The 13,301-nt window shown below is 67.4% G+C and carries 16 protein-coding genes; 6 read left to right on the top strand and 10 right to left on the bottom strand.

The annotated features are described in order from the left end of the window. Positions 1–151 precede the first annotated feature (151 nt). Together KXD98_RS10305 and hypB are read left to right on the top strand one after the other, a co-directional pair. The gene (locus KXD98_RS10305) at positions 152–514 is read left to right on the top strand and encodes a hydrogenase maturation nickel metallochaperone HypA (protein ID WP_260764017.1); all 363 of its coding nucleotides are present in this window, start codon (positions 152–154) and stop codon (positions 512–514) included. Further along, on the top strand, positions 507–1,265 hold the full coding sequence (gene hypB / locus KXD98_RS10300) for a hydrogenase nickel incorporation protein HypB (protein ID WP_260764014.1): 759 nt from the start codon (positions 507–509) through the stop codon (positions 1,263–1,265). The genes KXD98_RS10305 and hypB overlap by 8 nt, the downstream gene beginning before the upstream one ends. 3 nt (positions 1,266–1,268) lie before the next feature. On the opposite strand, the gene KXD98_RS10295 is transcribed toward hypB, so the two are convergent. Further along, positions 1,269–1,781 (bottom strand): Lrp/AsnC family transcriptional regulator, encoded by a 513-nt coding sequence (locus KXD98_RS10295; protein WP_260765110.1) that lies wholly within the window; start codon positions 1,779–1,781, stop codon positions 1,269–1,271. Between the two features lie 92 nt (positions 1,782–1,873). Between KXD98_RS10295 and ald the strand changes: the two genes are divergently transcribed. Beyond that, complete coding sequence (ald, locus tag KXD98_RS10290) at positions 1,874–3,001, top strand: alanine dehydrogenase (protein ID WP_260764012.1); 1,128 nt, start codon at positions 1,874–1,876, stop codon at positions 2,999–3,001. A 4-nt stretch (positions 3,002–3,005) separates the two neighbouring features. On the opposite strand, the gene KXD98_RS10285 is transcribed toward ald, so the two are convergent. Continuing rightward, positions 3,006–3,383, bottom strand: a complete 378-nt coding sequence (locus tag KXD98_RS10285; RefSeq protein ID WP_260764010.1) for a YchJ family protein — start codon at positions 3,381–3,383, stop codon at positions 3,006–3,008. A gap of 43 nt (positions 3,384–3,426) precedes the next feature. Between KXD98_RS10285 and KXD98_RS10280 the strand changes: the two genes are divergently transcribed. Further along, positions 3,427–3,984 (top strand): DUF4334 domain-containing protein, encoded by a 558-nt coding sequence (locus KXD98_RS10280; RefSeq protein WP_260764007.1) that lies wholly within the window; start codon positions 3,427–3,429, stop codon positions 3,982–3,984. Here the strand turns inward: KXD98_RS10280 and bla are convergent. The 6 genes from bla to KXD98_RS10250 form a co-directional block, all read right to left on the bottom strand. Further along, a complete protein-coding gene (gene bla, locus KXD98_RS10275) occupies positions 3,967–4,863 on the bottom strand; it encodes a class A beta-lactamase (protein WP_260764005.1) in 897 nt (298 codons plus the stop codon). The two genes, KXD98_RS10280 and bla, sit on opposite strands and share 18 nt — an antisense overlap. A 20-nt stretch (positions 4,864–4,883) precedes the next feature. Then, the gene (locus KXD98_RS10270) at positions 4,884–6,233 is read right to left on the bottom strand and encodes a pitrilysin family protein (protein ID WP_260765109.1); all 1,350 of its coding nucleotides are present in this window, start codon (positions 6,231–6,233) and stop codon (positions 4,884–4,886) included. Next, on the bottom strand, positions 6,211–8,469 hold the full coding sequence (locus KXD98_RS10265) for a polyribonucleotide nucleotidyltransferase (protein ID WP_260764004.1): 2,259 nt from the start codon (positions 8,467–8,469) through the stop codon (positions 6,211–6,213). Before KXD98_RS10265 ends, KXD98_RS10270 begins: the two co-directional genes overlap by 23 nt. A 317-nt stretch (positions 8,470–8,786) precedes the next feature. Then, on the bottom strand, positions 8,787–9,305 hold the full coding sequence (locus tag KXD98_RS10260; protein ID WP_396882847.1) for a hypothetical protein: 519 nt from the start codon (positions 9,303–9,305) through the stop codon (positions 8,787–8,789). A gap of 22 nt (positions 9,306–9,327) precedes the next feature. Further along, the gene (rpsO, locus tag KXD98_RS10255) at positions 9,328–9,597 is read right to left on the bottom strand and encodes a 30S ribosomal protein S15 (protein WP_260764002.1); all 270 of its coding nucleotides are present in this window, start codon (positions 9,595–9,597) and stop codon (positions 9,328–9,330) included. 138 nt (positions 9,598–9,735) lie between these two features. Beyond that, complete coding sequence (locus KXD98_RS10250) at positions 9,736–10,710, bottom strand: bifunctional riboflavin kinase/FAD synthetase (RefSeq protein WP_260763994.1); 975 nt, start codon at positions 10,708–10,710, stop codon at positions 9,736–9,738. 80 nt (positions 10,711–10,790) lie between these two features. On the opposite strand from KXD98_RS10250, the gene mntR reads away from it, so the two are divergent. Further along, a complete protein-coding gene (gene mntR / locus KXD98_RS10245; RefSeq protein ID WP_260763992.1) occupies positions 10,791–11,501 on the top strand; it encodes a manganese-binding transcriptional regulator MntR in 711 nt (236 codons plus the stop codon). Between the two features lie 12 nt (positions 11,502–11,513). Continuing rightward, positions 11,514–11,945, top strand: coding sequence for an SRPBCC family protein (locus KXD98_RS10240; RefSeq protein WP_260763990.1), 432 nt, complete (start codon positions 11,514–11,516; stop codon positions 11,943–11,945). 22 nt (positions 11,946–11,967) lie between these two features. On the opposite strand, the gene KXD98_RS10235 is transcribed toward KXD98_RS10240, so the two are convergent. Together KXD98_RS10235 and truB are read right to left on the bottom strand one after the other, a co-directional pair. After that, on the bottom strand, positions 11,968–12,387 hold the full coding sequence (locus tag KXD98_RS10235) for a cyclic nucleotide-binding/CBS domain-containing protein (protein WP_260763988.1): 420 nt from the start codon (positions 12,385–12,387) through the stop codon (positions 11,968–11,970). A 23-nt stretch (positions 12,388–12,410) separates the two neighbouring features. Next, the gene (truB, locus tag KXD98_RS10230) at positions 12,411–13,259 is read right to left on the bottom strand and encodes a tRNA pseudouridine(55) synthase TruB (protein WP_260765107.1); all 849 of its coding nucleotides are present in this window, start codon (positions 13,257–13,259) and stop codon (positions 12,411–12,413) included. Between the last annotated feature and the right edge of the window lie 42 nt (positions 13,260–13,301).

Here is a 13,301-nt window from a genome sequence, read left to right as displayed (position 1 = left end):
TGCTCCGCTGGTGTGGCATATCTGCGCTCATCGCGCGGTCTCCTCGAACCGATTCTGGTGCCAGGCTAGCGCCGCGCGCCGAACCCAACTATCGAAATCTGGCAGTCACTTCTGCGCATTTCCGACGCGTGGTCGGGGCTACGCTTCAGACGTGCACGAGTTGTCGTTGTGCCACGCCATCGCCGGCGTGGTGCGTACCCACGCCGACGGCCGGCCGGTTGAGGTGGTGCGGGTACGCGTCGGCGCGCTGCGGCAGGTGGTCGCCGAATCGTTGACGTTCTGTTGGACCATCGCGGCCGAACACGAAGGCCTCGGCAGCGCGGTGTTGGAGGTCGAGCAGGTGACCGCCGCCGTGTGCTGCCGCGCCTGCGGTCTGGAGTCGGACATCACCTCACGGTGGTCGCTACGCTGCCCGGCCTGCGACAGTGTCGATGTCACAGTGGTGCGCGGTGAGGAATTTCTGGTGACGTCGATCGACGTCGCGACCGAGCCGGCCGAGGCCCGCCATGGGTAGATTCCACCGCCACGACGACGGGACCGTGCACAGCCACCAACACGATCACGCCCACGATCACGGGGATCATAGTGGCTACCAGACCGCCACCGAGCGCGTCGACGTGCTCGAGGCGATCTTCTCCGAAAACGACGCCCGCGCCGCGGCCAACCGGGAGGCGTTCGCCCGCAACGAGATCCGGGCGCTGAACATGATGAGCTCACCCGGCTCGGGCAAGACCGCGGTGCTTGCCGCCACGCTGGACGAACTGGCCGGCGACTTTGCGGTCGGGGTGATCGAGGGCGACATCGCCACCGACCTCGACGCCGCGCGATTGAGCGGGCGCGGGGCCCAGATCTCTCTGCTGAACACCGACAACGGTTTCGGCGGTGAATGCCACCTCGACGCTGTGATGGTCGGACGGGCGCTGGCCGGGCTGGAGTTGCCCGACCTGGACCTGGTGATCATCGAGAATGTCGGAAACCTGGTGTGCCCAGCGGAATTCGACGTGGGCGAGCACGCCAAGGTCATGGTGTACTCACTCACCGAGGGCGAGGACAAGCCGTTGAAGTATCCGGTGATGTTCCGCGCCGTCGACGTGGTGCTGCTCAACAAGATCGACCTCGCCCCACACCTGGACGCCGATGTCGCGACGTACACCGATCGGATCCGGCAGGTCAACCCGACCGCAGTGGTGCTGCCGGTCAGCGCCAAGACCGGCGAGGGGATGGCCGACTGGTTCGCCTGGTTGCGCACCTTCGCCACCGGTTGACCTTCACAGCGGCGAGGCGCCGCGCAGGTGCTCGAAGATCAACGAGGTCTGGGTGCCTGCCACGTCGGCGTCGGCATTGAGGTTCTCCACCACGAAGGAGCGCAGATCGTCGGTGTCGCGGGCGGCCACGTGCAACAGGAAGTCGTCGGCGCCGGCCAGAAAGTAGACGTCCATGACCTGCGGTTTGCGCCGGATCTGTCCGATGAAGCTGCTGATCCGCCCGCGAGCGTTGGCCTGCAGACTGACCGAGATCATCGCCTGCAGCGTCAGCCCGAGGGCGGCCGGGTCGATGTCGGCGTAGAACCCCCGGATCACCCCGAGCTCCTGCAGCCGACGCACCCGACCGTGGCACGTCGACGGGGCGATCCCGACCAGGTCGGCCAGAGTGCTGTTGGGCAATCGGGCGTCTGCATGCAACGCGGTCAGGATGCGGCGGTCCACGTCGTCGATGGCGCTCCGAACATCGTTCGACAGAGCACGTCGCCGGTCGACATTGTTCGATGATTGTTCCGTCATATCCCTCATCTAACGAATTATCATCAGGACTTTGCGGCTCTTCCGATGCTTCTTCACAATAGTGACATCTTTCGTCGAATCGAGGAGCGAAGATGCGTGTCGGTATCCCGACCGAGATCAAAAACAACGAGTACCGGGTCGCGATCACGCCCGCCGGCGTGGCGGAGCTGGTGCACCGGGGCCACGAGGTACTCATCGAATCCGGCGCCGGTGAAGGTTCGGCGATCACCGACGCCGACTTCAAAGGCGCAGGCGCACACCTTGTCGGTACCGCCGACGAGGTCTGGGCCGAGGCCGACCTGCTGCTGAAGGTCAAGGAACCGATCGAGCCCGAGTACTCGCGGCTGCGCTCGGGGCAGACACTGTTCACCTACCTGCATCTGGCCGCGTCCACGGCGTGCACCAAGGCGCTGCTGGCATCGGGCACCACCTCGATTGCCTACGAGACGGTGCAGACCACCAACTCGGATGGATCCGTCGCGCTACCTCTTCTTGCACCGATGAGTGAGGTCGCGGGCCGGCTTTCGGCCCAGGTCGGCGCCTACCATCTGATGCGCACCCAGGGCGGGCGTGGGGTTCTGATGGGCGGCGTCCCTGGTGTGGCGCCCGCCAAGGTCGTGGTCGTCGGCGGCGGAATGGCCGGTGACAACGCCGCTGCCGTGGCCTGGGGCATGGGTGCACACGTCACGGTGTTCGACCTGAACATCAACACGCTACGCAAGATCGACGCGGAGTACGGCGGCGCCATCGAGACACGGTACTCGTCGCGGCTGGATCTGGAGACCGCGGTCAAGGACGCCGACCTGGTCATCGGCGCGGTCCTGGTGCCGGGCGCGAAAGCTCCCAAGCTGGTCACCAATGCGACTGTGGCGGAGATGAAGTCTGGCGCCGTCCTGGTCGACATCGCGATCGATCAGGGTGGCTGCTTCGAGGACTCCCGGCCCACCACCCACGACGATCCGACCTTCGCGGTGCACGACACCGTCTTCTACTGCGTGGCGAACATGCCGGGCGCGGTTCCGCGGACCTCCACGTACGCACTCACCAATGCCACCATGCCCTACGTACTCAAGCTCGCCGACCACGGCTGGAAAGCGGCGTGCCGCGCGGATTCCGCACTGGCCAAAGGCCTTTCGACGCATCAGGGCGCGCTGTTGTCCGAGCAGGTGGCAACCGACCTCGCTCTGCCGTTCACCAACCCCGCCGACGTGCTGGCCTGAGCGCTCAGTCGAACAGGTCCCCGTCGACGTAGAACCAGCGGCGCGCACGGCGGGCAAAGCGGGAACGCTCGTGCAGCACCCCGCGTCGATGGTGTGCGCGGAACTCGACCTCGCCGCTGTCGTCGTCGACTCCGCCGGCCGCGACGTCGACGATCTCCAAGCGCATCCATGTCACCGACAAGTCCTCGTCGACATGGGCCGGTCGGGTCCGCGGATGCCAGGTCCGCCACACGTAGGTGGCCTCGCCGAGTACGTAAGCGCTGTATCGCGACCGCATCAGCGCTTCGGCGGTCTCGGCCTGCCGTTCGCCGAGGTGCAACGGCCGGCAGCAGCTGCCGTACTCGGCGGTGCTGCCGCATGGGCACAGCTGATCGGAGCGCACCAAGGCAGTCTGCCGCACTGCAGCTCACACGTAGCCTCGTGTCATGCGCTCCCTGACCGATCTGCTCCCCGACGCGCCGACGACCACAGACGAAGCCCTCGCACTGTTCGACTCGTTGCCTGCCGTCGACGCCGACACAATGATCGGCACCTGGCACGGCGCCGAGGTGCCCACCGGGCATCGCCTCGACGGGCTCCTGGCGGCCAGTGGCTGGTGGGGCAAGCAGTTCCGCACCAGCGAGTACGTTCATCCGCTGCTGTTCTGCACTGCCGACGGCCGTGCGCTATGGCCGCTGAACCCGGCACTGGCCTTCGCCGGTCTCGGGCCGGTGACGCGGCTGCCCCTGCTCAAGCGGGTCCGCTACGCCTCTACCATCACCACGCTGCGCCCCGCATTGCGGGCCCGCGGACCCAAGGCCCGGTTGCGCACCACCCGCTATCGCGGCGTGGACTCCGCGACCATGATCTACGACCAGCTGCCGATCCTCGACGTGTTCCGCCGTATCAGTGAGGACACCGTGCTCGGCACCATTGACCTGCGCGGTGTCAGCTCACCGTACTTCTTTGCCCTGCAACGGGATGACTCACTGCCGGTGATCTAGCTCGGACACCAGCAGCGCAGTCAGCTCACCGATCAACGGCCGCGAGGACGGCGCGTCGGGATCGTCACCGGCCGAGCGCACCATCAGCGACAGCAGCAGCCGCCGGCCTTCCGGCCCATAGGCGATACCGACATCGTTGGCGGTGCCGTAGTCGCCGCTGCCGGTTTTGTCCGCCGTCGTCCAACCGGCCGGCAGACCGGCGCGCATGCTGGACGTTTCGTTCCCCCGCAACCACTGGTCGAGCAGGTCACGGTCGGCCGGCTCCAGCGCGTCCCCGGCAAGCAGATTGCGGTACCCGGTGCCGATCGCCTGCGGTGTGGTGGTGTCGCGCGGATCGCCGGGGATGGCCGAGTTCAGTTCGGTCTCCCAGCGGTCCAGCCGACTCCGGTCGTCTCCGATGCTGCGGGCGAACTCGGTGATCGCGGGCGGACCGCCCAGGGCGTGCAGCAGCAGATTTGCGGCGGTGTTGTCGCTCTGTTGCACCGCGGCCACGCACAGCTCCGCGAGGGTCATCGTGGTGCCCACGCGTGGCTCGGTCAGCGGCGAATGAGGTTGGATGTCACCGGCTTCGATGACCACCGGATCCTGCAGCGTCAGATCTCCGCGTCGCGCGCGAGCCAACACTGCCGCCGCGGCGTACCCCTTGAACGTCGAGCACATCGCCAGCATCCGGTCCGCACCGAACGCGACAGTCCGTCCGGTATCGAGATCGACGGCGTACACCCCGATCAGCACGTTGTCACGACGCTGCAATTCGTCCAATCGCGCCCAGCCGCCGGGATCGGAGTATGCCCGCGGCTGCGCGCATGCGGTGAATGCGGTGAACGCGGCCAGCGACAACCCGCCGACGACGGCCTGTCTACGAGAGATTCGGGGCATCGGAGTCAGCCTAGTCGCTGTCAGCCGGGGATCCTCTGCAACGGCCGCGGCAACGCACGCCGCGAGCGCACCGGACCCAGCACCGCAGCACCGAACGGCCGGGTCAGCAACTGCCGTGCGACGGCGTTGACCTCGTCGAGAGTGACCGCGTCGATGCGCGACAGGGTGTCGGCGATGGTGCGGTGCTCAGCGTGGTTGAGTTCACTGCGGCCGATCCGGTGCATCCGGGACGCGGAGTCTTCCAGCCCGAGCACCAGGCCGCCGCGCAGCGAACCCTTGGCAATCCGGCACTCCTCGGCGGTGATGCCGTCGCGGGCGACGTCGGCGAGCACATCGGTGGTGACCCGGACGACTTCGTCGAATCGTTCGGGAAGGCTTCCGGCGTAGATCGACAGCGCGCCACTGTCAGCGAACGTGTCCACCGTCGAGTACACCGAGTACGCCAGCCCCCGGGTTTCCCGGATCTGTTGGAACAGACGAGAACTCAGCCCGCCACCGAGGGCGGCGTTGAGGACCGACAGCGCCCACCGGTGCTCCCAGTGCCGGCCCGGGGTGCGCACCCCCATCGACAGATGGGTCTGTTCGGCGTCCCGGCGGACCAGGTGCAGCGTCGGCCGGCCGAGCACCCGTCCGGCGCCACGGCGCGGTGGCACCGGCGAGCGGCCACGCACCAGGTGCGGACCGAAGTGCTCCCGGACCAGGCCGACCACCTCGTCGTGGTCGATGTTGCCGGCTACTGCCACCACCATCCGGTCCGGGGTGTAGCGGCGCACATGGAATGAATGCAGTTGACCGCGTGTCATTTCCGAGATCGACTCGACGCTGCCGATCACCGGCCGACCTACCGGGTGCGCACCGAACATCGCCGACAGGAACACGTCGCCGAGGGTGTCCTCGGGGTCGTCATCGCGCATGGCGATCTCCTCGAGCACGACATCGCGCTCGATCTCGACGTCGTCGGCCAAGCACCGTCCACGCAGGACGACGTCGGCGACCAGGTCCACGCCGAGGGCGAGGTCGGAGTCGAGCACGTGGGCGTAGTAGCAGGTGTGCTCACGGGAGGTGAACGCATTGAGCTCACCACCGACGGCGTCCACAGCCTGGGCGATCTGGACTGCGGTGCGGGTTGGCGTCGCCTTGAACAACAGGTGTTCGAGGAAGTGTGCGGCGCCGGCCACGCTGCGACCTTCGTCGCGTGAACCGACGCCGACCCACACCCCGACCGAGGCCGAATGCACCGACGGCACATGCTCAGTGACCACGCGCAGGCCACCGGGCAGTACCGTGCGACGCAACCCCGTCTGGTCGGCCGCGTCGCTGCGCCGTGACCGGCGCAGCGACGGCGAACTAGCTGTTGGCGGTCGCGGCATCAGTGGGTGCTGCTGCGTCATCCTCCGTGGCTGCGGCGGCATCATCCTCGGCCACCAGGACCAGCGAGATCTTGCCGCGGTTGTCGATGTCGGCGATCTCGACACGCAGCTTGTCACCGACCTTGGCGACATCCTCGACCTTGTTGATGCGCTTGCCCCGGCCCAGCTTGGAGATGTGCACCAGGCCGTCGCGGCCGGGCAGCAGCGACACGAAGGCTCCGAAATCAGTGGTTTTCACCACCGTGCCGAGGAACCGCTCACCGATCTTGGGCAGCTGCGGGTTGGCGATCGCGTTGATCTTGTCGATCGCGGCTTGGGCCGAAAGCCCGTCGGCAGCACCGACGAACACCGTGCCGTCGTCCTCGATGGAGATCTGCGCGCCGGTCTCCTCGGTGATCGAGTTGATCATCTTGCCCTTGGGCCCGATCACCTCGCCGATCTTGTCGACCGGCACCTTGATCGTGGTGATGCGCGGCGCATACGGGCTCATCTCGTCGGGTCCGTCGATCGCCTCGGCCATCACCTCCAGGATGGTGACTCGGGCGTCCTTGGCCTGGGCCAGTGCCCCGGCCAGCACCTGGGATGGGATGCCGTCGAGCTTGGTGTCGAGCTGCAGCGCGGTGACGAACTCCTTGGTGCCCGCGCACTTGAAGTCCATGTCGCCGAACGCATCCTCGGCGCCGAGGATGTCGGTCAGGGTCACGAAGCGTCGCTCGGTCTTACCCTCAACTTCAATGTCGTCGGACACCAGGCCCATCGCGATGCCGGCAACCGGCGCCTTGAGCGGCACACCGGCGTTGAGCAGCGACAGCGTCGAGGCGCACACCGAACCCATCGAGGTCGAGCCGTTGGAGCCCAACGCCTCCGAGACCTGACGGATCGCGTACGGGAATTCCTCGATGCTGGGCAGCACCGGCATCAGTGCCCGCTCGGCCAGCGCACCGTGGCCGATCTCGCGGCGCTTCGGCGAGCCGACGCGACCGGTTTCCCCGGTCGAGTACGGCGGGAAGTTGTAGTGGTGCATGTAGCGCTTGCTGGTCTCGGGTCCCAGCGAGTCGATCTGCTGGGCCATCTTGACCATGTCCAGCGTGGTGACACCCATGATCTGGGTCTCGCCGCGCTCGAACAGCGCGCTGCCGTGCGCCCGCGGAATGACCGCGACCTCGGCCGACAATGCCCGGATGTCGGTGACGCCGCGACCGTCGATGCGGAAATGATCGGTCAGGATACGTTGACGCACAAGCTTTTTGGTCAACGAGCGGAACGCCGCACCGATCTCCTTCTCCCGGCCGGCGTACTGCTCGGCCAGCCGTCCGAGCACCTCGACCTTGATCTCGTCGGTACGGTCGTTGCGCTCGTTCTTGCCCGCGATGCTCAGCGCCTCCGACAGTGCGTCGGTGGCCACCGAGGCCACCGAGTAGTAGACGTCCTCGCCGTACTCCGGGAACACCGGGTACTCGACAGTGTCTTTACCGGCGGCTCCGGCCAGGGCCGCCTGCGCGTCGCACAGCACCGCAATGAACGGCTTGGCTGCCTCCAGGCCCTCGGCCACCACGGTCTCGGTCGGAGCGGCTGCGCCGCCGGCGACCAGCTCCACGACGTTCTCGGTGGCCTCGGCCTCGACCATCATGATCGCGACGTCATCGGCGACCTTTCGGCCGGCCACCACCATGTCGAAGACCGCGCGCTCGAGTTGTTCGACGGTCGGGAATGCCACCCAGGTGCCGTCGATGAGCGCCACCCGCACCCCACCCACGGGGCCGGAGAACGGCAGGCCGGAGATCTGTGTGGACGCCGAGGCCGCGTTGATGGCGAGAACGTCGTAGAGGTCCTTGGGGTCCAGGCTCAGCACCGTGACGACGACCTGGATCTCGTTGCGCAGACCGTTGACGAACGACGGGCGCAGCGGGCGGTCGATCAGCCGGCAGGTCAGGATCGCGTCGGTGGACGGGCGGCCCTCACGCCGGAAGAACGAGCCGGGAATACGGCCCGCGGCATACATCCGCTCTTCGACATCGATGGTCAGCGGGAAGAAGTCGAAATGCTCCTTGGGGGCTTTGCTGGCAGTGGTGGCGCTCAGCAGCATGGTCTCGTCGTCGAGATAGGCGACGACGGCGCCGGCGGCCTGCTGGGCCAGCCGGCCGGTCTCGAAACGGATGGTGCGGGTGCCGAAGCTCCCGTTGTCGATCACGGCGGTGGCTTCGTACACACCGTCTTCTATTTCAACGACAGACATAGACGTCCGTGCGGCCTCTCTGGTTCATCATTCACCTGTTTCGCGTGAACACGCGCATGAATGCGGACAAGAATGCGGGTGCCCCGGTGGCTCCCGGGATACCCGGCCCGGATGTGGCGACGGCCGTCAGTCGAAGCGGCCGGAGTCCTTCTCCGGCAGCCACTACCGAAGACCGCGCGATCAGGCGGTTCTTTCGTGTCACGCGGGAGCGATGCGGCGGATATGCACCGGACCGCACCCGGTTGTTCGCGCCCTACGGCAGCCGAACGCTCCCATGGTACATCCAGGCCGGGGCGTAATCGGAAATCGGACACCGGTCAGGTCAGGTCCTCCACGCACACCGTGAAGTCACGTTCGACATAGGCGTAACCCAAACCGCTCTCGCATTGATCGACGCTGGCCACTCCCTGCATGATCGCGGTGGCACGCTGGCGGACCGGCGCCGAGGTGTCATCGCAACCCACCCGGTACGGATCGCGGCCGTTGTCGGGGTCGATGCTCATGCAGCCGCCGACCACCCAGTCCACGTCCAGGCAGATCGTGGTGTTCTGGTCGGAGAATGCGGTCTGCAGCGAGTAGTAGGAATCGACGTCGGCCGGGCAGTCGGGGGTATCCGAGCCCTGCCCGGACAGCACCGCGACCACCGTGTAGTTCGACTCGGCGCTACCGCACGGGACCGGGTTGGCTTCCAACCGGTCGGGCGGACCGGTCATCTGCAGACAATCGCCGACCGACACCTCGGCGGCGGCGGTCGACGAGCACCCGGTCAGCGCCCCGGTTACCAGGGCCACCGCACTCGCCAGCGCAGCGGCGAACAGCGCGCGGGTCGTCGGCATGGCGCCCGACCGGACTATCGCCTCAGCGACGCAGACCGAGGCGCTCGATCAGCGAGCGGTAGCGCTCGACGTCGACCTGCGCGACGTACTTGAGCAGCCGCCGCCGACGGCCGACCAGCAGCAACAGGCCCCGACGCGAATGGTGGTCGTGCTTGTGCATCTTCAGGTGCTCGGTCAGATCGACGATGCGCTTGGTCAACAGCGCGACCTGGGCCTCCGGCGAACCGGTGTCGCTGTCATGCAGGCCGTACTGGCCCAGGATTTCCTTCTTCTGTTCGGCGGTGAGCGCCACGCAACAACTCCATCTTTTCCAGTCCGCGGGAAAACCGGGGATATCCCCCGAGGCGCGGCCACCGCGAACTGCAGCACGCGCCGGGTCGGCAGGGAGTTTAGCAGCGTGATCGCGGCAGCCGCGAATCGCGCGCGGTCACTACTGCGCCGAGAGAATGGTGCGGGCGCGTTCGGTGTCCGCACCCATCGCGGTGACCAGGTCCGAGACCGACTCGAACCGCTCCTGACCGCGCAGCCGGGCCACGAAGTCGACCGCCACGTGCTGTCCGTACAGGTCGGCGGTGGTGTCCAGCACGAAAGCCTCGACCGTGCGGGTGCGCCCGGAAAACGTCGGGTTGGTGCCCACCGAGACCGCGGCCTGGTAGCGCTCGCCCGGGATCACGGTGCCGACCACCGGGCCGTGTCCGAGCACGGTGAACCACGCCGCGAACACGCCGTCGGCCGGGATCGCGGAATACATCGGCGGCGCCACGTTGGCGGTGGGGAACCCCAGCACCTTGCCGCGGCCGTCCCCGCGAACGACCACACCCTCGACCCGGTGCGGGCGCCCCAGCGCTTCGGCGGCGGCCACCATGTCACCGGCGTCGACACAGGAGCGGATGTAGGTCGACGAGAAGGTGACGGTCTCGTCGCGGTGGTGTTCTGCGACCAGAGACAGCGAATCCACAGCGAACCCGAACCGCTCGCCGGCCTTGCGCAGCAGGTCGACGTTGCCGGCGGCCTTCTTGCCGAACGTGAAGTTCTCCCCCACCACCACCTCGACCACGTGCAGGCGCTCGACCAGCAGTTCGTGGATGTAGCGCTCGGGGGTGAGCTTCATGAAGTCCGCCGTGAACGGGACCACCAGGAACACGTCGATTCCCAGTTCTTCGACCAGCTCGGCGCGCCGGGTCAGGGTGGTCAGTTGCGCCGGGTGGCTACCGGGGAAGACCACCTCCATCGGGTGCGGGTCGAAGGTCATCAGCACTGTCGGCACACCCCGGGACCGGCCGGCCTTCACAGCCCGACTGATCAGTTCCTGATGTCCGCGATGGACGCCGTCGAACACTCCGATCGTGACGACGCATCGACCCCAGTCGGTGGGGATTTCGTCCTGCCCCCGCCATCGCTGCACGGTGCTAGCCTACGGCCCCACCCCAACACCGGCCCAGCAGCACCACCCGTTTCAGTGATGATTGCCTAAACTTCCAAGTTGTGAGTCCTGACGCGAACCCGACCGACCTTTCGACCGTGGCTCAGGACTACCTGAAAACGATCTGGACGGCCCAGGAGTGGTCCCGCGAGAAGGTCAGCACCAAGTTGCTCGCCGAACGCATCGGGGTGTCGGCCAGCACCGCTTCGGAGTCCATTCGCAAACTCGCCGATCAGGGCCTGGTGCACCACGAGAAGTACGGGGCGGTCACCCTCACCGAGGCCGGCCGGCGTGCCGCGCTGGCCATGGTGCGCCGGCACCGGCTGATGGAGACGTTCCTGGTGCGCGAACTGGGCTACAGCTGGGACGAGGTGCACGACGAGGCCGAGGTGCTCGAGCATGCGGTCTCGGACCGGATGCTCGACCGCATCGACGCCAAGCTCGGGTTTCCGACCCGAGACCCGCACGGTGACCCGATCCCGGCCACCGACGGGCGGGTGCCGACGCCGCCCGCCCGGCAGCTCTCGGTCTGCCAGGACGGCGACGCGGGCACGGTGGCCCGCATCTCCGATGCCGATCCCGAGATGCTGCGCTACTTCGACACCGTCGGGATCACCCTGGACTGCCGGGTGCGCGTGGTGGCCCGACGTGACTTCGCCGGCATGATCTCGGTGGCGGTGCGGGGCCCGGCCGGCCGCGCCGGCGACCACGTCGACGAAACCACAGTGGACCTGGGAAGTCCTGCCGCAGAAGCAATCTGGGTTGTCGCATAGGAGGCTTCACCGATGGCCAAACTGGAGTTGAAGCGTTCGCTGGCGATACCGGCCGAGGACGCCTGGACTCACGCGTCAAACCTGTCCACGCTCGGGGACTGGATGACCATGCACCAGGGCTGGCGCTCCGAACTGCCCGAGGACCTCAAGGTGGGCGTGACCGTGGTCGGGGTGGCCGGCGCGAAAGGTATGCGCAATCGCGTGACATGGACGGTGCGCAGGTTCGAACCGCCGTCGGCACTGGAGATCAGTGGTGAGGGCGTCGGCGGTACCCGCTACAAACTCGCGATGACCGTCGCGTCGACGGGTGAGGGTTGCACGTTCACGGTGCGGATGGATCTGGGCGGGGCGCCGTTGTTCGGTCCGATCGGCTTGGCCGCCGTGCGCGCGGTCAAGGGCGACATCGACACGTCGATCAAGCGCTTCGAGCAGCTCTACGGATGAGGCTGCGCCGGCCGGCGCAGCCTCAGTCCAGCGCGCTCTGCTCGGCGTCTGCGGCGTAGACCCCGAGCAGATCGCGTGCCGAGACCACCCCGATCAATTCACCGTTGCGCTCCACCAGCACGTGGCGGATGTAGCGATCCATCATCCGGGTGGCAACCTTGGCGACGGTGTCGTCGGCGCGGCACCAGATCAGGTTCTTACTCGCCACCTCGGCGGCCCGGACCTCTGCCGGGTTCTGCCCGGCCGCCACCACCCGCGCCACGTCACGCTCGGTGACCAGCCCCTCAGGGTGTGGGTCGTCTCCGACCACCACCGAGCCCACCTCGCGCTCGACGATCGCAGTCGCCACATCGGCGACGGTGGCGTCAGCGGCTACCCGGATGACCGCGTCGCCGGTGATCGTGGAGATCCGGATCGAACCGGCTGCGGGAATCTCAGTCATGAGTCCATGGTTGCACGCCGCCGCTACAGCGTCGCCGGACGGACTACCACCACCGAGCGGGTGCGCTCGCGCTCGTCGGACAGCAACGCCATCACCGTCGCATCCGGTGCGACGGCCGCGTAGACCCCCGGTATGCCGGCCGGCGCCAGGGGCCGGCCGTGGCTGACATGCTCAGCGTCCTCGGCGCTGATGTCACGGCGGGCAAACGCCTGCAGGCACGCCTCATCGAGTGAGTAGCTGAGTTCGGCGGCGTCGGCGAGCTGCTCCAGAGTTCGGGCCTGCTCCAGTCCGAAACTGCCGACGCGGGTGCGTCGCAAGGCGGTCAGATGCGCGCCGACGCCGAGCGCGGAGCCGACGTCGCGGGCCAGCGCCCGGATGTAGGTCCCGCTGGAGCAGTCCACTGCCACGTCGACGTCGACCACGTCGGGCAGGTCACCGTCGCGGTGCACTGCGAGCACGTCGAACCGGTCGATACGGACCGCACGCGCAGCCAATTCGACGGCGCGGCCTTCGCGGGCCAGCTGATAGGAGCGCGTGCCACCGACCTTGATCGCGCTGACTGTCGACGGGACCTGCTCGACAGCACCGCGCCATGCCGCGATCGCGGCGCTGATCTCCTCGTCGGTGATCCCGGCCGCCGAAATAGATTGCAGCAGTTCACCTTCAGCGTCCTCGGTGGACGTCGCCTGGCCGAGCCGGAACGTGGCGTTGTACGACTTGTCGGTGGCGGTGAGCAGACCCAGAATCTTGGTGGCGCGCTCGATACCGATGACCAGGACCCCGGTGGCCATCGGGTCCAGCGTGCCGGCGTGACCCACCTTTCGGGTGCCGAACAGCCGCCGGCACCGTGCGACGACATCGTGGCTGGTCATCCCGCCGGGTTTGTCGACGATCACCACACCGGGAGTCGGCTC

Source organism: Mycobacterium sp. SMC-4, from assembly GCF_025263265.1.
In the GTDB taxonomy this organism is placed as follows: Bacteria; Actinomycetota; Actinomycetes; order Mycobacteriales; family Mycobacteriaceae; genus Mycobacterium.
This window is presented reverse-complemented; position numbering and strand designations above follow the sequence as displayed.

Coding starts and splice junctions, on each gene's coding strand:
- hypB (WP_260764014.1), top strand. CDS start 507: ATGGGTAGATTCCACCGCCACGACGACGGGACCGTGCACAGCCACCAA.
- KXD98_RS10295 (WP_260765110.1), bottom strand. CDS start 1,781: ATGACGGAACAATCATCGAACAATGTCGACCGGCGACGTGCTCTGTCG.
- ald (WP_260764012.1), top strand. CDS start 1,874: ATGCGTGTCGGTATCCCGACCGAGATCAAAAACAACGAGTACCGGGTC.
- KXD98_RS10280 (WP_260764007.1), top strand. CDS start 3,427: ATGCGCTCCCTGACCGATCTGCTCCCCGACGCGCCGACGACCACAGAC.
- bla (WP_260764005.1), bottom strand. CDS start 4,863: ATGCCCCGAATCTCTCGTAGACAGGCCGTCGTCGGCGGGTTGTCGCTG.
- KXD98_RS10270 (WP_260765109.1), bottom strand. CDS start 6,233: ATGCCGCGACCGCCAACAGCTAGTTCGCCGTCGCTGCGCCGGTCACGG.
- KXD98_RS10265 (WP_260764004.1), bottom strand. CDS start 8,469: ATGTCTGTCGTTGAAATAGAAGACGGTGTGTACGAAGCCACCGCCGTG.
- KXD98_RS10260 (WP_396882847.1), bottom strand. CDS start 9,305: ATGCCGACGACCCGCGCGCTGTTCGCCGCTGCGCTGGCGAGTGCGGTG.
- KXD98_RS10240 (WP_260763990.1), top strand. CDS start 11,514: ATGGCCAAACTGGAGTTGAAGCGTTCGCTGGCGATACCGGCCGAGGAC.
- KXD98_RS10235 (WP_260763988.1), bottom strand. CDS start 12,387: ATGACTGAGATTCCCGCAGCCGGTTCGATCCGGATCTCCACGATCACC.
- truB (WP_260765107.1), bottom strand. CDS start 13,259: ATGACCAGCCACGATGTCGTCGCACGGTGCCGGCGGCTGTTCGGCACC.